The following is a 22,765-nucleotide window of genomic DNA, read 5'->3' on the forward strand; positions in this document are numbered from 1 at the left end:
AAAAAGTCACATTATTAATTTCAGAAAAATGTAAGAAATATAATAAAATAATCTTTTAATAATACCTTCAACTGTTTCACAGCCTTGCTTACACGTACCTCTACGGTCCTTTCCGAAACATCCAGTTTTTTTGCTATCTCATAGTATTTCAGTTTCTCGAACCTGCTCAACTCGAAGGCTTCCCTGTCTTTTTCGGGAAGTTTGGATAGTGCCAATTGAAGGTTATCATACAAATCGGAATACAGAATATAATTTTCCGTGTCATAATTATCCAATACGTTCGACCTATAGGAATAAGCAACATGTTCCCCGACTACATTCTGATGGCGGATTTCATCCAGACAGCTATTCCGTACCGATTTTAGTAAGTAAGATTTTAATGATGTTCCTATTTCGAGGTTACTTCTGTTATCCCATAGTTTGAGGAAGATATTTTGCACTGTATCTTCACAGGCCGCTTTATCTTTAATAAAGTTACCGGCAAACAAAACGAGGTCTTTATAATAAATAGCGAAAATGGAAGAAAAAGCGTTCTCTTTTCCTTTCCTTAATCCGGCTAATAGCTCTTGCTCGTTTATGCTTTTATCGTTTTTAGACATCACGAAAAATCGATCTGTGAAGAAATTATTTAGCTTACCTGTAATGCAAATATATATGATTGAATGATAAGAATAGCAAATATTTCTGAGATAATAGAAACTTGAAAAGTTAAAAACGATTTCTGAAACACTTATTAGGAAAGGATTTAAGAAAAAGAATCGGTTATAAGTAAAAATAAAATGTAAATTGGATGTGTTTTTTTTTTCGAGAAACGTCATTAATATAAACACTCCAAAGTTATTAACCATTTAAATATGATACTATGCCATAAACAACATGAATAAATCAGTACTCTAATAAAGACTAAAAAGGGAAAGTCTGGTCCACTTCCCCTTTGTTTCTAGCTTAGTCAAATCAATTAAAGTGTTATCAATCACTCAGTAAAATAACTAAACCATGTAAAAGTATGAAACCTATTTCATTTGGAAAAGTTAAACGGCGAATATTTTCGTCAAAAATATTTATTACCATGAAGATCTGTTTTTTGCTACTCTTTTGCTTTGCGGTACAGGCTTTCAGTTCCAATTCTTACTCACAGACGACGAACCTGACGCTCAATATGGAGAATGTTTCTGTAGAAGAGGTGTTAAATCAAATTGAGAGACAAACCGAATTTCGCTTTCTTTACAATAAGAACCTTGTTGATGTTAACCGGAAAGTCAGTGTCTCTCTCAACAGGAAGAATATAACTGAAGTATTGTCACAACTGTTTCGTAACTCGAATACCAGCTATACGATCAAAGATCGTCAGATAGTACTGTCTCATTCCGATACGGTAAATGATTTCCCTCAACAGGATGTAATTCCTGTTACCGGGATAATTCATGACCAGGACGGCATGCCGCTTCCCGGTGTTAGTATTGTTCTCAAAGGTACTACCAACGGTACTATGAGTGACCCTGACGGCAGGTTCTCTATAAATGCACCGGCAAATAGTACTTTGCTTATTACATATGTAGGGTTTGTTCCTCAGGAGATAAAAGTGAACAATAAAAAAGAGATCAATATTGTATTGAATGAGGATACAAAACTGCTCGAAGAGGTAGTCGTTGTGGGATATGGTACAGTTCTGCGCAAGAATCTGACTACATCTATCTCTTCTGTAAAAACGGATGATATATCGAAAGCTGCGAATAGCAATATGTCGCAGCTATTGCTTGGGCGCGCTGCGGGATTGCAGGCTACTATAGCCAGTCCTCAGCCGGGGGGGAATGTTAATCTTTCTATTCGCGGAGCCGGTGATCCTATCTATATAGTAGACGGGGTAATGATGCCGGCAGGCTCCCTTGAAGTAGGTGCAGGAAAGACAGGCCTACCCAGTTCGGTTAACCGTGCCGGATTAGCAGGTCTCAATCCGAGTGATATAGAATCTGTGGAAATACTGAAAGATGCATCGGCATCAATTTATGGTATAGGGGCGTCTAATGGGGTTGTATTGATCACTACCAAAAAAGGAAAAGAGGGAAAACCTAGGATTGTATATGAAGGTAATTTCTCCGTTGTGAAAAATCGTTCTTATCTGAATGTTCTCGATGCACAGGAATATATGAATCTGGCTAATGTATTCAATAAGGAGAATTATCTGTACAATAAAAATATGTATCCGTACGGAGAGAATACTTTCGATAATAATTGGACTCCGGTATTTACTCCTCAACAAATACAAGCGGCCCAGACCACCGATTGGAAAGATTATGTGTTGAAAACAGGAAGTATATGGAATCAGAATATTACTATAAATGGGGGTACGGATGCCCTAAGGTACTATCTGGGCGGTAATTATTATAAATATGATGGATCGGTGGCAAATGCAGGTATGGAAAGATATGCGCTGAGGACAAATATTTCGTCTCAGCTTCTGCCATTCTTAAAACTGACAGCCATTGTGAATGTCAATCAGAATAATTATACCAACTCCTCGGTAGGAGCAGATAGTGGTAATCAGGGAGATCATGGTTCGGGGGCTTTACAGGCAGCATTGTCGTACCCGTCTAATATGCCATTGAAGGATGAAAACGGAAAATATTCTATTTATCAGAATATTCCTAATCCTCAGGCAATGCTCGATATAAACGACCGTACTAAAACAAATGGGTTCTATACAAACTTTGCCATTGATGTGGATGTCATTAAGAATATGCTGGCTGTCAAATTACTATACGGTATAAACAAAGAAAATGCCGATCGTTCTACTTATATCCCTTCCGATCTCTATTTTGGACAAATGTATAAATCACGGGGACATCTGGGATATAGTAAAAGACAAAACGAGACATTGGAAGCAACTTTATCTTTCCAAAAACAATTTGGAGAACTCATGCGGGTCGATGCGGTTGTGGGTATGGGAAAATATCTCGAAAACTTTAGTGGTATGGATATTTCTTATGAAAATGCGAACGACCAGATTAACAATGATAATATAGGTGCTGCCGACGGCCCGTTTTATCCAAGTTCATTCAGAGGAAAAAATGAGAAGCGTTCTCAATTTGCCCGAGCCAGTGTCGATTTATTAGACAGATATGTTCTTGCCGGGACATTGCGACGCGACGGAACCGATAAGTTCTTTCCGGATAAGAAGTACTCTTATTTCCCATCTGTTTCTTTGGCTTGGAAGCTCTCGAACGAATCGTTTATGAAAGGGCTTTCGTTTGTCAATCTCTTAAAAATAAGGGGTAGCTATGGGCAAACCGGTAGTGATAATCTCGGTACGGCATTATATGGCCTTTTCAGCCCTTCTGAGAATCATATCAAGTTTGGAGGCAACTCTATCACTTATATACCTTACTTAATGATCGGTGCAGACTATCCGGATGTAAGTTGGGAAAAAACAAAGATGAAGAATATAGGACTAGACTTTTCTCTTTTCAGAGATCGGGTATGGGGAAGTTTCGATATCTTTCGCAACGATGTTACACGCCTCTTGGGTGAAGCTCCTACTGCACCGCTTGGTATGCTGGGTGTGAGGCCGATAAATGGAGGCCATTATAAAAGGGTAGGCTGGGATGCTTCTGTCAATACAAATAATATGCAGACGCCTCAATTTAAATGGACATCATTGATTACTCTATCCAAATATAATATTCTGTGGGTAGAACGTATGCCTAACTACGATTATCAGGTATATCAGAAAAGAAAGAACGAGCCGATGAATGCTTATTACTACTATAATGTAACAGGCATTATCAATATGGATAGAAGTAATATGCCTGAGTCTCAAAAAACATTGCCGCTGGATGCCCAAAAGCCCGGATATCCAATCATTGAAGACCGTAATGGCGATGGGCGTATAACTACCGAAGACATTCATATGGAAAATGCAGTACCTGATATTTATGTGGGATTCGGGAATACATTTACTTATAAGGATTTCGATCTCGATATATTCATGTACGGACAGTTTGGACTAAAAAAATACAATTATGCTTATGCCTGGGCTTTACCCGGAGAGTTATCGAAACTGAATCCGCCAAATTCGAATGAATATGCATATACCATATGGAACTCCCAGACAAATCCTAATGGAGCACGTGCCGGTATAGCTTCGATGAAAACCGTATCATTGCCGGGAAATGCCCAGACAAACACTGATATACAGAATGCATCATTTCTGCGGGTGAGGAATATAACATTCGGCTACAATCTGAATGGACGCAAACTGGGCGATCTGGGTAAATATGTAACTAATATCAGGCTGTTTGCCGATGTGCAAAATCCCTTCCTGTTCACCAATTATGATGGTTTCGACCCGGAAATCAACACAGGAGGAGGTTCTTCTAAAGCAAAAGCTGAATATCCCCAGACTGTAACCTATTCTTTTGGGGCAAAAATCACTTTTTAAATCACTCACATCAATTAAACAGATATGAAAAAGAACAAAATATTTCAGATATTGATTGGGGTAACACTCCTTTTTAGCAGTTGTGAGAACGACTTCGACCCACATATTTATGGTGCGCTCATTCCCGAAAATTACCCTTCCACCGAGGCTGAGTACGAGTCATATGCAATGACTTGTTACACACCTTTCACCACCACATGGGTATATAATATCGGGTCGGGAGGGAATCAGCATGGCTTCTATATTCCCGAAGGTGGGGTATTAAGAATGTTTGAAGCTACCAGTGATGCTATGGCCCCCTGGAAAACGGGCTGGGGTGGACAGTGGCTGCAATTATCGATGGCTAATTTTACCGATTGTGTGTATTATTGGCGAGGCGGAGTAGGGGATAATAACCCGAATCATTTTCAAAAACTGGCTGAGATAACCCGATTTACCCAGATAATAGGAACATTGGAAAAGGCTGCCGAAGATGTAATGACAGAAACCAAAAAAAATAACCTGCTCGGAGAAGCTCGACTATGCCGAGGACTGATGATGTACTACATGCTTCATATTTATGGGCCTCTGCCTGCAATATTAAATCCTGACGATGTATTCGATGATAGCAAGCTCGAGGGGATGGAGCGTCCTACTTTGCAGCAAATGACAGAGTGGATTACTTCCGATATGGAATTTGCAGTAGCCAATATGGCTGAAAGTACAGCTGAAAAAGGCCGCTATACAAGAGATTATGCCCGTGTGTGTCTGATGAGGCATTATTTGAACGAAGGCAGTTACATGCAAGGATATTACCAGAAAGCACTGGACCTTTACCAGCAACTGAAAGGTGGGGGATATAAATTATATACACAGGGGGATATTCCTTACATCGATTTGTTTAAAAATGCCAATAAATTCAACTCAGAGATTATAATGGCTGTTAGTTGTAGCGAAACTGCCGACGGTTCGCCAAAAAGCGGAAACTTCAACCCTTTGATGATGCTTGCCGTACCGAGTGATGCTGCCAGGCTAGACGAGAATGGACAGTCAACCCCATTCAACCTCCAAGGCGGAGGCTGGGGACAGAACTTCAATGTTGCACCTAAATTCTATGATACATATGATTCTGCTGATGACCGGAAGAAGGTGATCCTTGCAGACTATTGGTCTACAAAAGGCTATCGTGTCAGCGCTTCCAATCTGGGTAGCAACTGGGATGGATATATTATCAATAAATTTCCGGTAGAAACGGCTACTCCGTTTCAGGGGACAGATATTCCGTTAGCGAGGTGGGCAGATGTATTACTTATGTTTGCCGAAGCGGAAGTTCGGAATTCGAATGGGGTACCATCTACAGATGCAGTAGCGGCAGTGAATGAAGTTCGCCATCGTGCCGGATTGGGAGATTTGCCAGCTGCATCGATTTCAAGTGCAGAAGCTTTTTTGGATGCTATTCTTATCGAACGCGGCCACGAGTTCTTATACGAAGGATTGCGTAAGATAGATTTGATACGTTTCAATAAATATGCCCGTATGACTTTCAAATCGAAGGGCGTATCTCCCAGCCATCAATATATGCCATTACCTAATTATGCAATTGATCAGGCAAAAACATATGGTAAAAATCTGGTTCAGACTTTCGAACGTGAAGGCTGGAAGACCGATCTCAATTCGGTAGGAATGTAATTTTTTAATAACGGGATTCTTTATAGAATTAAAATATAGAATATTATGAAACATTTTCTCAATTATATTATACTATTAGTCTTATTTGTCAACTGTAATGGTTGTTCTTCAAATGATGATAATATAGAAAATCCAGGCAAAGGAGGGTATTTATTTGCCCATATGAAAGATGCTGATTACGGAGGTTTTTATTATTCCGTAAGTGAAGATGGCATAAACTGGACAACACTCAATTCAGGGAGCAAAATAAATGAATACCGTGGACATCCCGATTTTTGTCTTGGTCGCGACGGCAGATATTATATGATTGGAATAGAAGCCGGTACAGGACAGCCCCTGTTGTGGGAAACCCGCAATCTTATCGGATGGGGAGTAGAAAAACAAATACCGAAATCGGCTTTCGATCTGAGTGCATTGGGACATAGTACAGAACAGGTATGGTACGGTGCACCTAAAATGTATTACGATAAAGATTCCGACCAGTATATCATAACATGGCATGCAGCTAAAGAAGGGCTGACAACCAATGGAAATGAAGAACATGATAAACCATATTGGAGAAGTATCCGCACATTTTATATACTGACATCCGATTTCAAAACATATACCGAGCCTAAACGCCTGTTTAATTTCACGGGTGAACACGAAGATATGCCCACAATGGATGCTATTATTCGTAAGATAGACGGGAAATATTATTCATTCATCAAAGACGAGCGTTGGCCCGAAGATATATCTGAAGGATCGAAAGCAATCCGTATGACAAAAGCGGATAACCTCACAGGACCGTATGAAAATCCGGGTGCGGCAATCACTACTAACTGGCGCGAAGCTCAGACATTAGTACCTAAACCTGAAAATAACGGCTGGTATCTTTTTGTAGAACATTATCCGCTCGAATATGATCTTTACGAGGCATCTTCCATAGAAGGACCATGGACTCATAAAGAGATAAAATCTCCCGATGCGCGCCATGGTTCTATGATATGGGTAGATGGAGCTACTTATCAGGCGATAGTAAGAGCGTATAAAAATTAAAAAAGGAAGGATTATGCAATCATATAAAATTAAAAGTATTCTTTTTCTGCTTATATTATTCGTATCACTGAATGGTTTCTCCCAAACGGCTGAACGCTTTTTTGAAAAGAAGGATCTGATGCTTTTCGGAACATATTATTATCCTGAGCAATGGCCGGAAGAGCAATGGGAACGCGATATAAAGAACATGGCGGATATAGGGTTCGATTTTACCCATTATGCTGAATTTGCTTGGAGCAGCCTCGAACCGGAAGAAGGTAAATATGACTTCAGCTGGTTGGACAAATCTGTGGCGCTGGCCCAAGAGTATGGTTTAAAAGTAGTTATGTGTACACCTACCCCCACACCTCCGGCATGGCTTACAGCCAAGCATCCCGATATATTGATTGTGAACGATATGGGGACAACTATTCAGCACGGGACACGCCAGCATGCATCGTGGTCAAGCGATATTTACTGGCAATACATAGAGAAAATAATTACCCAACTGGCAAAACGGTATGGAAATAATGAAACAGTTATCGGTTGGCAGATAGACAACGAGCCGTCTCATTATGGAATTTACGATTATAGTAAAAATGCACAAGAGAAGTTCAGACGTTGGCTGGAGAATAAATATAAATCGATAGATAGCCTGAACTCTACTTGGGGCAATGCATTCTGGAGTCAGAGTTACAACGATTTCGGACAAATCCTGATTCCCAATCAACGGGAACTCCCAGTGAAAGCCAATCCCCATGCGATACTTGATTTTCAGCGGTTCTGCGCCGATGAAGTAGCATCCTTCGTGAATGGGCAGAACGATATCTTGCGTAAATACATCTCAAAGGGGCAGTGGATTACGACTAATACGATGCCAAATCATCACCCTGTGGATCCATACCGTATGGATAAACTCGATTTTCACACTTATACACGCTATCTGGTTACAGGTATGGATGACGGACATGGTGAACAAGGTTTCAGAATGGGGTCGAGTCATATTCTTGGATTCAATAACGATACTTATCGCAACTATCCTGGCAAGGTATATGGTGTGATGGAGTTACAGCCCGGACAAGTAAACTGGGGGAATTACGATCCGCAAACATACCCGGGAGCTATTCGTCTGTGGCTGTATCATGTCCTGGCAGGAGGAAGTAAATTTGTGTGTAATTATCGTTTCCGCCAGCCATTGAAAGGCAGTGAGCAATATCATTACGGGATGATTCAGACCGATGGAGTTACGCCAAGTGTCGGTGGAGAGCAATATAAGCAGACTATAAAGGAAATGGATATTCTGAAAGCAAATTATGATAAAAATGCAAGAATGCCGGGAGATGTTGCGAAAAAACGCACGGCTATCCTTTATGGGATAGATAATGACTGGGAAATGCAGTTTCAGCCTCAGACCATTCAATGGAATACACAGCAGCATATACTGCGTTATTATAAGCCGCTGAAATCTTTTGGTGCATCAGTAGATATCATTGATGAAAGTTCCGACTTTTTTGATTTTCCTGTACTCATAGCTCCTGCATACGAATTGCTTGATTATTCATTGATTGACAGATGGAAAACCTATGCAGAACAAGGCGGGCATCTGATACTCACATGCAGGACAGGGCAGAAAAACAGAGAGGCTCAGCTATGGGAAGATAAGTTTGCAAGGCCTGTTTATGACCTTATTGGTGCAGAGTTTCTATACTTCGATCATTTGCCGCCAAACAAGTGGGCAACCGTAAAAGTAGACGGTCAATCATATAAGTGGAACAACTGGGGAGATATCGTTACCCCCAAACAGGATACCGAACTGTGGGGGATTTACGACGATCAGTTCTATAATGGGAAAGCGGCAGTCCTGCACCGGAAAACAGGAAAAGGCTCAGTTACCTATATCGGGGTAGACTCAGATGACGGAAAGCTGGAAGAAGCCGTACTCAGAAAGGTGTATTCTGAGGCTGGGATTGATATAATGAATTTGCCGGAAGGCGTAAGCATAGAATGGCGTGATGGCTTCTATATCGGATTGAACTATTCGTCCGAAAGGCAGACTATACCAGTGAAAAGTGACGCAAAAGTATTGATTGGTTCATCAGAACTGCCTCCTGCCGGAGTTATTGTCTGGAAACAATAATTGTTTGTTTGAATCATTAAAATTTAGAAAACATGAAAACATCGAATAAATATATCATAACACTTCTTTTATCTGTACTCATCTTTGTTTCGTGTACAGATGATATTGACAAACCCGGTTCGTGGCCTGAATGGCCAACGCCATCGCAACCCAAAATTGAGAATGCAAGATTAACTGGTCTTAAAGGGGAAAATACGATAATGGCCGGAGATTTAGTAAAGTTTGTGGCAAAGGCGAGTGATGAATTTAATAATCTGACTTCTTATGAGTTGACTATAACCATTGCCGGGCAAACAGTTTTTAGCAAAAATGAAAAGCTGGAAGGCAAAACGGGAGATATCAATATTGAGACAAAGATTCCTTTTGTAGCTAACTTTGAAGGCAATACTTATCCTGAAGTAATACTGAAAGTAGTAAATGATTTAGCAGCCGGGACATCGGAAGTGAAGTTGGAAGAAGCGAGTAATATACTTATTAATCGCCCTGCAACCCCGGACAAACTCTATATAGTGGATAATGCCGGTCAGGTATTCGAACTGAATACTTTGGATGATGTAGATTATGGCTTCCAAACAATGGGAGACCTCTCTGCTATCGGTATGAGTTACAAAATAGCGGAAAAGCTAACTGTTGACAATCAGATTGATTACAGTGGTTTGGTATGGGGTACTAAAGATAACAAAGTCACTGTAATAGAAAAAGAAAGCGATGCATCTATCTCGATATCCGTACCCGAAGGAGATATGCTGGAAAGCATATCCTTCAATATGTTCACTTTTGCGGCAAACCCACTTTTGGCAAATCCAGTCGATGTGGTATTCGTTTCATCGTCATTGCCTGGCTATATGGAAGCTACGGTTTCTATATCAGAAGGGCAGGTCGTTGAATTTAAGAATATAGAAAATGGTATAGAGAATCTGTTAAGACCAGACTTCTTTACCAATGCTTCGGGAAACAAAGCCAAATTTGCAGGTCCGGCTGGTCTGTATAAATTATACTATAATACCTCTGACAAGTTTATTTATATAGAAAATACAAACCTTGTCTATCCTGATGGTCTGTGGATATGTGGATTAGGATTGGGATTCCCGCAAGAGCCTTTCAAAGCTACTTTGCAATGGAACTGGTGGTTGCCTCACGAATATATTTTCTGTAAGAAAACGGCTGATAATATATTTGAAACAACAGCTTATTTCGAAAAAGGTTTCTTATTCAAATTCTTCCGCCAACGGAATTGGGGCGCAGAGGAAACAGCGCATAGTTATACGATGGAACCGGCCAATTGGCTTGTAAATGCCAAGAACGAGTGGGGCGACCTTGCCGGAGACTTTGGCTCTGGAGAGCAGTTTACTTCAGGAGTATATAAAATTGAGATTAATATGAATACGAAAATTGTAAGGTTAACCAAAGTCAATTGATTTGAATCAATAGCATCAATGGGAAATCTGCGAAAACAGAAGAGGACGTAAGGAAAATAATGGATAAAGAAATTTTAAAATGAGTAAGTTCTGTCGATTTTTCTAACTACGGATTCGTATTATTTATAAGCAAGTAAGTATACTTTATCTTTGTATGAAGATTTGTATACTTACTTGTTCGCTTTCTGACGGATTAAGATCCAGGTATTGCAATTGATTCTTTTGATTAATACCTTATGTGAAATTGCACCTTTATTTCGTGGTTTATATTATTTATTATAAGCTAGTTATGTTGTTTTGTTCCAAATGTTCATAACTCTATCGATTACAATTTGATAAACAATTACAATAGTCTTATTTTTGTGTATTGTAAGTTTATAGCATAATGACCTCAAAACATTTTATAAAAGATCACTGGTATTCAGCCCGGTATGAAAGCGGATTTAGTATAATATTTCAAGTTGTTGACTCCGATATAGAGAACTTCACCTTACGCCGTAAAGATGGAGTGATTGTAAATTCGATACCAAACGGCTATGATGAAATCATTTCATATGGTATTATTGAACCGGAATATGAATATCTCTGAATTTTATAACAATTAATGGCTATTGATTATCAGATACGGACTTAAAATAATTTGCATCTTTAAATATTTTATAGCAGCTGAAATGATCTTTTTTTGCCACTCTTCCCAATATATACTTCTTATAACATAAAAAATATGGTCTTTTCATTTGCTGTTTTGTGATATATACCTAATGCATGGTATGAAAATACCATCATCATGGTATTTTATATAATGCGAGTGAATCATAATTTTGTTTCATGAAAATCAAATAACAAAAAGATTTTAAATTTCTAAAAAATAACAAAATGAAAAGATTTACTAAGCGACAGAAAGGTTGGAAGTTTGATTCTTCTGCGATATATAACCTTCTGACTATTATTTCTACTTATTCTGCACCTTCTACACCTTTTACTATCTCTGGCATGCGAATGTCTATGTGTTGTTGCTAACCCTTCATTATAGCTCCCGCTATATCTTTTAGTTTTTCTTTATTTTCAAAAATTAAAATCTTCCTATTGCCCCGGGCAACCCAATAATATAACCTAGATTAAGGTACAGGATTTTATATATTCTGGTATAAAAGCATATAAAACAATAATATATAATAAATATGAAAACAATAAAGCTTTTCAAATCAATATTGGTCGTTCTCCTGATCTCCTCCCCAATATTTGCTCAAAATGATGTAGACGAAACCATATATATCAAAAGCTCCCGCTTTGCATCTCCCCTGATTGAAAAATGGATTAGCGAATATACCAAAGTGAATCCTCAGGCACAGATCAGGTTGGCAGATAATAGTGTAAAGGCAGAAAATATTTCCCTGAAAGTAGTGGTGTCTGACAATAGTAAAAACGGATTACAGATTGGAGAACAAGTACTGTTCTTCGGTCGGTATGCGATCTTACCTGTCATTGGAAAGGATAATCCTTTACTCGCTGAATTTTCTAAGAAGAAGTTAAATGATAAAAGGATTAAAGATCTGTTCTTTGAAAAGGATATACTTAGCGAAGATACAAATTCTTCAAAACCTGATTATGATGTAACTGTATATTCGGGAAATAACAATGAATCTGTAGCACATAGCTTCGCTTCATATTTCGGTTATACTTCTTCAAGCCTGAAAGGTAAAAAAATATCCGGAGATGATGCCTTTCTTATAAATGCCATACAGAAAGATAAAACAGGTATCACATTCAATGCGTTGGGTAATATATTCGATATTAATACCCGTGGGTTAAAAGACAAAATCACCATTCTTCCGTTGGATGTAAAGAAAGAATACCGCGACTATTTTACAGAATCTGTCAATATAGATAACGTGATTCAGTTATTGGAGTCGGAGCCTATCGATTTGATTCCTGTAGATAATATCGGGTTTGCATATTCTCCCGGAAATAAGGCGGTGAAAGAGTTTCTTGTATGGGTTTTGACAGAAGGTAAAACATTCAACCATAGTTATGGTATTCTAAATCCCGATGAGAAAGTACTTACATACCAGAAAAAAGAACTGGAAAAAGTGCTATATACGATGAATCTGAAATAATAGTTTAAATGTAAGAGAAAGTGCTTCTCCTTCCAATTGCAGCCGGATAAAGAAGCACTTAATATTCTAAAATAGGTATTAGAACATGACAAATATACAATTTAATAAGGGTAAAAGATTACTCTTACAGGAGAAAAAATATCTCTTTCTATCTTTGTTTTTCCTGCTTTTCTTTTCTTTCTCGGTAAAGGGACAAACAGTAATTAGAGGAAAAGTATTGGATGAGCGCAGCGGAATTCCCGTATCAGGGGCTCTGATAAAAGTGAAGTCGACGAATAATGCTGTTCAGGCAGATTATGATGGTAAATTTCAGTTATCGGAGAATAAGCCGTTCCCAATCACCCTTCTTGTTTCATTTCTGGGCTTTAAAACGCAGGAAATAGATGTCTATGAATCCGGTGAAGAAATTACAATCTCACTCTCGGAAAATAGAAATGTGCTGGATGAAGTTGTAGTTGTCGGTTACGGAACAGCTAAAAAATCCAGTTATACTGGGGCTGTTGCTGTTATTGGTAACAAAGATATAGGGAAATTACAGATAACGAATATCAGTAAGGCTTTGCAAGGGTCTATTCCCGGACTTCAATCCGTATCGTCGGCCGGACAGCCCGGAAGCGATGCAGCTATCTTTTTGCGGGGAGTAGGATCCGTTAATGCATCCAGTACCCCATTGTATGTAGTGGACGGGGCGCCGTTTGCAGGTAGTATAAGTGCTATTAATGCAAATGATATACAGTCTATATCGGTACTGAAGGATGCTACGGCGAGTGCGTTATATGGTTCCCGTGGGGCAAATGGTGTCATTATCATAAGTACTAAACAAGGTGCATCTAACCAGAAGCCGACGGTTGCATTCTCATCCTCTATCGGATTTACCTCAAGGGCGATTAAGGATTACAAAACGCTTACAACTAAAGAATACTATGAACTGCAATGGGAGGCTATTCGCAATAACCAGTTGGATCAAGGCAAGTCGGCAGAAAATGCAGCTATATACGCATCAGCCGAACTGGTAGGTTCATTGAAGATAAACCCCTTCGGCTCACAATATTCGCAGCCGGTAGGTACGGATGGGAAAATAGTGGCCGGGGCTGAACCATTATGGAACGATAGTTGGGCTGACGCTTTGTCCCGTACAGGTATACGTCAGCAGTATGATTTGAGTGTGAACGGTGGGAGCGATAATTCTAAATACTTCGTTTCGGGAGGCTATCTGAATGAAAAAGGTTTTATAATAGGCTCCGATTTCGAGCGGTTCAATACCCGCGCAAATGTAACATCTACAGTAAACAAATGGTTGGAGACCGGCTTCGGAATTTCTGCTTCTACCAGTAAACAGAGTGCTCCTCCCCAAACAGATAGCAGTCAGGGTAACTTTGCCAATTTTCAACGCTTAGTAGCGGATATATATCCGATCTATGAACGCAATGCAGATGGGTCGTATGTCCTTGATGCGAAGGGCGATAAAATATACGATTATGGAAACTATCGTCCAAGTTCGGCCGCTACAGGAAACAATCTTTTAGGCAGCTCCAAATATAATAAATATGACAACAAACAGGATATAGTTTCAGTCAGGGCAAATGCAACTATTACATTTCTGGAAGGTTTAAAGTGGAAAAATAGTGTTAATGCTGATTACAATGCACGTACCAATCATTCATATACCAATCCCGCTTATGGCTCCGGCATCAGTAACGGAGGTTCTGTAAGCAAAGGTTCCAGCAGGGCTATCGGCTATACGGTGAATAGTTTTCTGGATTATACATTCAATGTCAAAGACAAACATTTTATAAATATACTTGCCGGCCCCGAAGTATATGTTTATAACGTATCCTCTTTGTCGGGAAGCCGTAGTAACTTCGGTTTTCTCGATAAGGAAGAACCTGCAGCCGCTTCATTATTGAACAGCTTTACGGGTGCAGCGGATAATTATAAATTAGCCAGTTATTTAGGTAAAATAGATTATGATTATCTGCATCGTTACTATTTATCAGCCAGCTTTCGCCGCGATGGTTCGTCCAGATTTAGCGAAGATTCGCGCTGGGGTAACTTCTGGTCGGTAGGTGCTTCGTGGAACGCAAAATCAGAAGATTTCCTGGCTCCTGTAAAATGGATAGACAATCTGACTCTCCGTACCAGTTATGGAGCTCAAGGGAATGATAATCTCGGAACCTATTACGCCTATCAGGATTTATATTCTATTTACAATAGTTTAGGACAAGCGGGGTTGATCAGCTCGAGACTTCCAACTCCGAACTTGAAATGGGAAACAAACCTAAATCTCAATTTTGGTGTTGATTTTGCTGCGTTTGATAACAGGCTGGTGGCATCAGTAGATGTATATGAACGCAAGTCGAAGGATCTTTTATTTAGCCGGCCGCTTGCTCCATCGCAGGGATTTGGACAAATAGATGCAAATATCGGAGCATTACGCAATAGGGGGATTGAGGGGCAAATACAAGTTGTTCCTGTACGAAACAAAGATCTCAGATGGGACGTGAGCCTTAATCTCGCACATTATAAGAATAAAATAACAGAACTTCCTCAAAAAGAAATTATTGCAGGAACTGTCGGACAGTTGGGATCTACCAAAAAGATGGTTGTCGGTGGCTCTGTCTATGATTTCTTTATCCGCGAATGGGCAGGTGTTAATCCCGAAAATGGCGATGCACTGTGGTATAAGAATGAATATACAAAGGATGCGAATGGGAATGAGGTGATATCGGGACGTACTACAACGAATGTGTATGCGGATGCCGATCAATATTTTCAGGGAAGTTCATTGCCGGATATATATGGCGGTATAACGAATACATTGACATACAAACAATTCGAACTGTCTTTCCTTCTTTCATACAGCATTGGAGGTAAAGTACTCGATCTCGACGAAGTGATGATTGCCCATACAGGGAACAATCAGGGCCGGACATGGACACAAGAAGCTTTGACCAGATGGACGCCTGAGAACCGAAATACCAATTACCCCCGTCTTACGACTACGACTACAAACTGGAACTCGATTTCCTCACGCTTCTTATATGATGCTACATATGCACGTCTGAAGAATCTGAATCTTACTTACAATCTTCCTGCATCTGTGTTGTCACATGCAAAACTGAAACAGGTGAAACTGAGAGCTAATGCAGAGAACCTTCTGACATTTTTCGGACATAAAGGAATGGACCCGGAACAGGCCGTAGATGGTGTTACATTTTACCGTTATCCTGCTCAAAAATCATTTTCGTTCGGGATAGATATAACGTTTTAATGCATAACAATAATAAGTAACAGAAGATATTTAAAGATAGATTTTAGAACGGTAACTTACATTATTTGTTATACTTACCACAGTGACAAATAGGTCTGAGACCTTAATCAGTAAAATAAAGGACAATTATGAAATCAAAATTGATTATATATATATTATCTGTTTCATCGGTACTATTTGTTTCCTGCAGCGACAGTTTTTTTGAAACTTCGCCGTCGGGAGACCTCACCGGGAGTGAAGCCTATTCTACAACCTCTAATATTAATGCAGTTGTCAATGGTACTTTGCGTTATCTGATGGAGAATGCCACATCGCAGGATAATCCGGGGTATGGCGCAATTCTGCTCACACAGGAAGTAATGGGTGAAGATGCTATAGCGCGTGACGGAGTTTACGGATACAGGGATTCTTATCCTTATCGCGATCCGTATGATAATACGACACGCCGTGCCCTTTTCTTCTGGACATTGCAATATAAAATAATTGATAATGCAAACAATATTATTGCAAAAGTAGATGCAGCACAAGGTACGGATGAAGAGAAGAAGTATTTGAAGGGACAAGCTTACGCACTGCGTGCTTTTGTTTACCTCAACCTCGTTCGTCAGTATCAGTTCACATACTTGAAGGATAAGAACGCTAAAGCAGTCCCTATATATACAGAACCGACTGTGCCAAGTTCCGTTCCTAATCCTAAATCTACGGTAGAGCAGGTTTACGAACGTGTAATTTCCGATCTCACAGAAGCAGAGAAATTACTCACCGGATTCAAGCGTTCGGTAAAAAACCGCCCTGATATTAATGTAGTAAAAGGTCTTTTTGCAAGAACCTATCTCACGACAGGGCAATGGGAGCTGGCTGCCAAATATGCGGCTGAAGCCCGAAACGGCTATCCGGTAATGGAAGCGGGCCAATATACCCAGGGTTTCAATGATGTAAGTAATGTGGAATGGATATGGGGACATCCCCAAACAGCCGATCAGAATTTGGGAGGAGCCTCATATTTTGCATATCTCGATGTGACGCCTACTACCGGCTACCGGAGTATTATGCCTGATCCTAATTTCAGGAAACTGTTTAGCCCCCAAGATATACGATTCTCGTTGTTTGAACTGGTTACAAAAGAAACAGATCCGATGTATCGCTGGTATAAATACAAGAAATTTATCAATAAATCAGATCAGTCCGGTCATATTCCTTTAATGCGTTCATCGGAAATGGTACTTGTAGAAGCCGAAGGGAAAGCCCGTAACCATGATCTTACCGGAGCTGCAAAAGCATTGAACGAATTACGCGTGAAAAGAAATCTGGAAGAGGTTTCCGCTTCGGATTATACAGAGAGTCAATTGATAGACGAGATTCTGGTCGAACGTCGCCGCGAACTTTGGGGCGAAGGATTTCGTCTACCTGATATTCTACGCCTACAGATAGCTCCCGATAGAAAAGAATCAACGGAAACATATACGTTGCCTTCAGGACAAACAATAACCATAAAGGGACACTACGTGTGGACATTCCCTGATAAGACGGCATTGGTTCCGAATAGTCTGTATTATCTGTTTCCTGTTCCCGTAAATGAAATAAACAATAATCCCAACTTAAATAATTGAAAATGAAAAAGTATATTCTATCAATATTAATATCTCTGGTTGTATTCTCTTGTGGAACCCGAGAGCCAGAGGGACTATCCTTGAACGGTAGTGTAGAAGGGATTTCGGAGGGAAAAGTATATTTGCAGAAGTTTGAAAATAAAATGTATCGTGTAATAGATTCTGCTGAAGTTATAAATGGACAATTCAGCTTTTCTAAAAATGTACAATTACCGGAAATATATGGATTGACATTAGATACGGCCAAAGGCTCATTACTCCTGTTCCTCGACAAAGATCCTGTGGTTGTAAAATTGGATTCATCATCCTATTATCGTAATAGTGTAGTCACGGGTTCCGCACTTCAGGACTTGTTTGTCGCTTATAAAAAAGAGAGAGGGGTAAAGATAGATGAATTTATTAAAGCGAATCCTAAATCGCTGGTTTCAGCTTATGCTCTGTATCGGGATTTTTCGTACAGATTATCTCCTGATGAGATCAAGGCGAATATCCAGTTGCTCGATTCTTCATTGTGGAAAACTCCGTATGTGCAAGTGCTCGAAGAGCTGACGAAAACATTGGAGACAGTTTCTGTCGGAAAACAGGCTCCGGACTTTACAGCTAAAGATCCTGATGGGAATTCGGTAAAACTATCCGATCATTTGGGAAAAGGATATCTTCTTATCGATTTTTGGGCATCTTGGTGCGGCCCTTGCCGGAGAGAAAACCCGAATATTGTAAAAGTGTATAATGAATATAAGGGTAAAGGCTTTGATGTTTTTGCCGTTTCACTGGATAAAAGTAAAGAAGCTTGGGTAGCAGCTATAAAAAAAGATAACCTGACATGGACACATGTTTCAGACCTTCTGTATTGGGATAGTGAGCCCGCTAAGTTGTACGGTGTAAGGGCAATCCCATCTAATCTGCTTGTAGATAAGGATGGGGTGATAGTAGCTAAAAATATAAGAGGTGAAGAATTGGGACAGACATTAAAAGATTTACTGAATTAATCAGAATAAAGGAGTATTATGAAGACCATTATAATCAGTTTTTTTTCTTTATTTTTATTTGCTGTAACAAGTGTCAAAGCTGAAAAAATCACATATTTTTTCGATCCGTCCATTCAGTTCGATAGCAAAATACCTTCTCCTGAAGAATTTCTCGGATATGAAATAGGTAGTCGTATAACAGAGCATTATAAGATAAATGCTTATTTTGAGAAACTCGCTTCTCTTTCCGACCGTGTTTCGCTGGTGGAGATAGGCCGGACACACGAAAACCGCAAATTGTATGTTTTGATTGTTTCTTCTCCTGAGAATATCCGGAATATAGACAAATACAAAGAGACGCGTCAGCAAGCCCGAAAAGGGGAGAAGCCGGATACTCCGTTAATTGTTTTTCTGGGAAGTACCGTTCATGGGAATGAGGCTTCGGGCTCGGAGGCAGCTTTGTTGTCTGCATATTATTATGTGGCTGCTCAAAACGATTTTGTAAAAGAACAGCTCGAAAATGGAATTTACTTTATTGATCCGGTGCGCAATCCTGACGGACAGGAGCGTTTTGTATCTTGGGTAAATTCGAATACAAGTATAACCAATTATAATACATCGCAGTATGACAGGGAACATACTGAAGGATGGCCACGCGGAAGAGGGAACCACTATTGGTTCGACCTGAACCGCGACTGGGTTAATATTGTCCATCCCGAAAGCAAAGCCCGGGTTGCACATTATCAGGATTGGTTACCGCATATACAGGCCGATCATCATGAGATGGGTACAAACAGTACATTCTTTTTCGAACCCACTGATCCGGACGGAAATGAGAGCCGCTTTGTTCCGCAGACCACTTATAAGTTGAACCGTTTATTTGCTGATTATTACTCAAAGGCTTTGGATAAAATCGGTTCGTTTTACTATACGAAAGAGTCTTACGATAATAAGAATCCAACCTTCGGGTCTACATACCCTGATTACAACGGTGCAGTGGGCATTTTATTCGAACAAGGTTCTTCGAGAGGTATACATCAGGAATCTGAAAATGGGATCGTTACATTTGCTTTTACTGTACGCAACCAACTGGTATCGAGTATTGCTACAGTGGATGCCGCTAATGCTAACAAAAACGGCTTATTCGACTTGCAGAAAGAATTTTTCGATGTGTCGCGTACAGGAAAAGACAGTTCCAAGTCATTTATAGTAGGAGATGCTTATGATATTTCGCGTTTGCGTAAGTTTGTTCAGTTGTTACTTGACCATCGTATCGAAGTATATGAAAATCAGGAGGGCATAACGGTGGATAAGGTAAAATACGAAAAAGGGAAATCATACATTGTTCCACTCGGACAACCCAACAGTACGTTGGTCAATATCATATTTGACGAAACCAAAGATTATACCGATCCGTCCAAACTGGGTTATGGCGCGGGATTTTCGGTTGCTTACTCATCCGGCCTGTCGCATGCTTCCATAACAAAAGCTGTTCGCGGAGCCAGGGTTGAGAAACTGGAGAAATCTGCAAATAGATCATTCTCTACATCACAGTATGCCTATATAGTAGATTACAGGGATTCGCATAGTCAGCATCTGCTTTTCCAATTATTAGCAAAAAACATTCTCGTAAAGACATCATTCAGTCCTTTTTCCGTACAAACTGAGAATGGAACTAAAGACTTCTCCTATGGAAGCCTGCTTATTCCTGTCAGCAACCAGACTATAAGCCCGGATGAATTATATGCCACATTACAGAAATTGGCGGTTGCTTCAGACGTGGAAATAATACCCGTCTCTACCGGCTATAGTGTAAAAGGAGTGGATCTGGGCAGTAGTGCTTTCCGCACAGTGGAACAACCGAAGGTACTGGTTATCACCGGAGGCAATATATCTTCTACCGAAGCCGGAGAAGTATGGCATCTCTTCGACCAGAAACTGAATTATCAGTTAACCCGTGCTGATTACAACGTATTTCCCAGAATTCCATTGAACAGCTTTAACCGGATTGTATTGGCAGGTGGCGATTATTCATTTCTCGGGAAACAGGGAATTCAGGATTTGCAAAACTGGGTGCGCAACGGAGGAACATTGATTACAATCAACTCTGCTTCGAGATGGGCGGTAAATAATGGAATAAGTGCAGCACAATTACAGAAATTGAAGACCGATTCTCTCCAGCAAAAACAATCAGAACAACAATTTCCACAGGAGAGAGACAGAATTCCGACATCGGTATTCGAAACAAAGATAAATCTGAAGCATCCTTTAGCGTTTGGGTTAACGAATGAGTCTTTACCTGTTACCCGCGAGAGTAGCCTCTTTCTGGCTCCGTCGAAGAATCCGTCGGCTACGGTATCAGCCTATTCAGATAATCCGTTACTGAATGGATATATCTCCGCTTCACAGTTAAGCAATCTGAAAGGATCGGCTTCGATAATAGCGGAAAGACAAGGCTCCGGAAATATTGTATTATTCGCTGAAGACCCGCTTTTCAGAGGTATTTGGGATGCCACTACCCGTACTTTTGTTAACGCTGTTGTTTTCGGGAATAATATAAACGCATACAATAGCTTCAGATAAAACAGATCAGACCTATATTGATATAAAACGAAAGAAATAAAATGAAAAAAGTATTGTTGGTAATCGCTCTGACAACATTAGCTGTCACTGTATCTGCACAGAAAAATAAAAAGAATATCCCATTAAACAATGTGTCCATCAACTATCTGGACAAGTCTTTCTCTGTATATGATAAATTACAGAAAACGATATGGCGTAATCCTGAACTGGGTTTTCTCGAAACGGAGAGTTCTGCTTTGCTCCAAAACCATCTCAAAGAAAATGAATTTACAGTTGAGGCGGGAGTTGCGGGCATGCCTACCGCATTTGTCGCCACTTACGGATCAGGGCATCCTGTGATAGCTGTACTGGCCGAATTCGATGCTTTGCCCGGTTTATCGCAGGATACAGTCCCCTATCGTAAACCTTTGGTTGAAGGAGGGAGCGGCCACGGTTGCGGTCACAATACATTTGGAGTAGGAGCAGTGGCAGGGGCTGTCGCTATAAAACAATGGCTCGATACGGAAAAACACACAGGTACAATCAAAGTATTCGGTACACCTGCTGAAGAAGGAGGAGGCGGTAAAGTTTATATGGTACGGGACGGGCTATTTAATGACGTAGATGTCGTCCTTGACTGGCATCCTTCTACCGGGAATGGTGTTACAACCGATACAGGAACAGCCATAGAAATGATAGACTACAGCTTCTTTGGAGTGGCGGCCCATGCCGCGGCAAGTCCTGATAAGGGCCGGTCTGCCTTAGACGGCGTAGAAGCACTCAATTATATGGTCAATCTTTTGCGCGAACATGTACCGATGTCGTCCCGTATACATTACGTTATAGCCGATGGGGGTGAAGCGCCGAATGTAGTGCCCGATTATGCAAGGGTTTCCTATTACATACGGAGTCCGAAAAGGGAGATTCTCAAAGACCTTGTGGAATGGATAGGGCAGGCAGCCGAAGGTGCAGCCTTAGGGACACAGACAAAAGTTAAGTCTGAAATTGTATCCGGTTTTTATGAGCGTCTGAATAACCGCAAGCTGTCGGAACTGGTACAGCGTAAACTCGAAATAGTGGGTGGCGTGCATTATGACGCACGTGAAAAGGCCTTTGCCGAGGAAATAGTAAAGGGACTGAATAAAGATATCAGCATACTGAAAGATGCCGGATCGGTGAAGCCTCTGGAAGAAGAAAAACCTTCGCTGGGAGGTGGCTCGTCGGATGTGGGTGACGTTAGCTGGGTAGTACCTACCGTAAGTTTCAATACGGCGACCTTTGTACCGGGAAGTGCAGGGCATAGCTGGCAAAATGTAGCGGCAGGAGGTTCTACTATAGGAACAAAATCGCTGATAAATACAGCTAAAGTATTCAGCCTTTCGGCTATAGAATTATACACAAATCCGGGATTGGTAAAGGAGATAAAAGATGAATTCGATACCCGCAGGGGAGCTGGCTTCAAGTATGTACCACTACTTGGAGACCGGAAGCCGGCACTCGATTACAGAGTGAAGAAATAATTATGATCTGTAATATTTTAAAAGAATAAATTACTCAAA

13 protein-coding genes are annotated in these 22,765 nt (G+C 40.3%); 12 read left to right on the forward strand and 1 reads right to left on the reverse strand.

The genetic code is table 11. From position 1 onward, the window contains the following. Window positions 1–20 precede the first annotated feature (20 nt). Window positions 21–599 (reverse strand): RNA polymerase sigma-70 factor, encoded by a 579-nt coding sequence (locus tag QZL88_RS15830; protein WP_296942693.1) that lies wholly within the window; start codon window positions 597–599, stop codon window positions 21–23. Between the two features lie 470 nt (window positions 600–1,069). Between QZL88_RS15830 and QZL88_RS15835 the strand changes: the two genes are divergently transcribed. The 12 genes from QZL88_RS15835 to QZL88_RS15890 all read left to right on the forward strand — a co-directional run bounded on the left by QZL88_RS15835 (window position 1,070) and on the right by QZL88_RS15890 (window position 22,726). Then, window positions 1,070–4,438 (forward strand): SusC/RagA family TonB-linked outer membrane protein, encoded by a 3,369-nt coding sequence (locus tag QZL88_RS15835; protein WP_296942695.1) that lies wholly within the window; start codon window positions 1,070–1,072, stop codon window positions 4,436–4,438. Window positions 4,439–4,462: 24 nt separating this feature from the next. Next, window positions 4,463–6,106 carry a RagB/SusD family nutrient uptake outer membrane protein gene (locus QZL88_RS15840; RefSeq protein ID WP_296942697.1) on the forward strand — a complete coding sequence of 548 codons (1,644 nt, stop codon included), beginning with the start codon at window positions 4,463–4,465 and terminating at the stop codon, window positions 6,104–6,106. A gap of 45 nt (window positions 6,107–6,151) precedes the next feature. Beyond that, window positions 6,152–7,144, forward strand: a complete 993-nt coding sequence (locus QZL88_RS15845) for a glycosyl hydrolase family 32 (RefSeq protein WP_296942700.1) — start codon at window positions 6,152–6,154, stop codon at window positions 7,142–7,144. Between the two features lie 28 nt (window positions 7,145–7,172). Continuing rightward, a complete protein-coding gene (locus QZL88_RS15850) occupies window positions 7,173–9,260 on the forward strand; it encodes a beta-galactosidase (protein WP_296945099.1) in 2,088 nt (695 codons plus the stop codon). 32 nt (window positions 9,261–9,292) lie between these two features. Further along, window positions 9,293–10,678 carry a DUF5125 domain-containing protein gene (locus QZL88_RS15855; protein ID WP_296942702.1) on the forward strand — a complete coding sequence of 462 codons (1,386 nt, stop codon included), beginning with the start codon at window positions 9,293–9,295 and terminating at the stop codon, window positions 10,676–10,678. A 385-nt stretch (window positions 10,679–11,063) separates the two neighbouring features. Continuing rightward, entirely contained in the window at window positions 11,064–11,267 is a 204-nt protein-coding gene (locus tag QZL88_RS15860) for a hypothetical protein (protein WP_296942704.1), read from the forward strand. Window positions 11,268–11,859: 592 nt separating this feature from the next. Then, window positions 11,860–12,795, forward strand: coding sequence for a hypothetical protein (locus QZL88_RS15865; RefSeq protein ID WP_296942706.1), 936 nt, complete (start codon window positions 11,860–11,862; stop codon window positions 12,793–12,795). A gap of 85 nt (window positions 12,796–12,880) precedes the next feature. Beyond that, window positions 12,881–16,066 (forward strand): TonB-dependent receptor, encoded by a 3,186-nt coding sequence (locus QZL88_RS15870; RefSeq protein WP_296942708.1) that lies wholly within the window; start codon window positions 12,881–12,883, stop codon window positions 16,064–16,066. Window positions 16,067–16,194: 128 nt separating this feature from the next. Next, a complete protein-coding gene (locus QZL88_RS15875; protein WP_296942712.1) occupies window positions 16,195–17,676 on the forward strand; it encodes a RagB/SusD family nutrient uptake outer membrane protein in 1,482 nt (493 codons plus the stop codon). A gap of 2 nt (window positions 17,677–17,678) precedes the next feature. Further along, the gene (locus QZL88_RS15880; RefSeq protein ID WP_296942714.1) at window positions 17,679–18,665 is read left to right on the forward strand and encodes a TlpA disulfide reductase family protein; all 987 of its coding nucleotides are present in this window, start codon (window positions 17,679–17,681) and stop codon (window positions 18,663–18,665) included. 18 nt (window positions 18,666–18,683) lie between these two features. After that, complete coding sequence (locus QZL88_RS15885) at window positions 18,684–21,227, forward strand: M14 family zinc carboxypeptidase (protein WP_296942716.1); 2,544 nt, start codon at window positions 18,684–18,686, stop codon at window positions 21,225–21,227. Between the two features lie 41 nt (window positions 21,228–21,268). Next, window positions 21,269–22,726, forward strand: a complete 1,458-nt coding sequence (locus QZL88_RS15890; RefSeq protein WP_296942718.1) for an amidohydrolase — start codon at window positions 21,269–21,271, stop codon at window positions 22,724–22,726. Window positions 22,727–22,765: the final 39 nt, after the last annotated feature.

This window comes from uncultured Dysgonomonas sp. (assembly GCF_900079725.1).
Taxonomy (GTDB): Bacteria; Bacteroidota; Bacteroidia; order Bacteroidales; family Dysgonomonadaceae; genus Dysgonomonas.

Excerpts from the sequence above, each read along its gene's own strand:
- QZL88_RS15875 (WP_296942712.1), top strand. The coding sequence starts at position 16,195 with ATGAAATCAAAATTGATTATATATATATTATCTGTTTCATCGGTACTA.
- QZL88_RS15860 (WP_296942704.1), top strand. The coding sequence starts at position 11,064 with ATGACCTCAAAACATTTTATAAAAGATCACTGGTATTCAGCCCGGTAT.
- QZL88_RS15845 (WP_296942700.1), top strand. The coding sequence starts at position 6,152 with ATGAAACATTTTCTCAATTATATTATACTATTAGTCTTATTTGTCAAC.
- QZL88_RS15885 (WP_296942716.1), top strand. The coding sequence starts at position 18,684 with ATGAAGACCATTATAATCAGTTTTTTTTCTTTATTTTTATTTGCTGTA.
- QZL88_RS15865 (WP_296942706.1), top strand. The coding sequence starts at position 11,860 with ATGAAAACAATAAAGCTTTTCAAATCAATATTGGTCGTTCTCCTGATC.
- QZL88_RS15890 (WP_296942718.1), top strand. The coding sequence starts at position 21,269 with ATGAAAAAAGTATTGTTGGTAATCGCTCTGACAACATTAGCTGTCACT.
- QZL88_RS15880 (WP_296942714.1), top strand. The coding sequence starts at position 17,679 with ATGAAAAAGTATATTCTATCAATATTAATATCTCTGGTTGTATTCTCT.
- QZL88_RS15835 (WP_296942695.1), top strand. The coding sequence starts at position 1,070 with ATGAAGATCTGTTTTTTGCTACTCTTTTGCTTTGCGGTACAGGCTTTC.
- QZL88_RS15830 (WP_296942693.1), bottom strand. The coding sequence starts at position 599 with ATGTCTAAAAACGATAAAAGCATAAACGAGCAAGAGCTATTAGCCGGA.
- QZL88_RS15855 (WP_296942702.1), top strand. The coding sequence starts at position 9,293 with ATGAAAACATCGAATAAATATATCATAACACTTCTTTTATCTGTACTC.
- QZL88_RS15870 (WP_296942708.1), top strand. The coding sequence starts at position 12,881 with ATGACAAATATACAATTTAATAAGGGTAAAAGATTACTCTTACAGGAG.
- QZL88_RS15840 (WP_296942697.1), top strand. The coding sequence starts at position 4,463 with ATGAAAAAGAACAAAATATTTCAGATATTGATTGGGGTAACACTCCTT.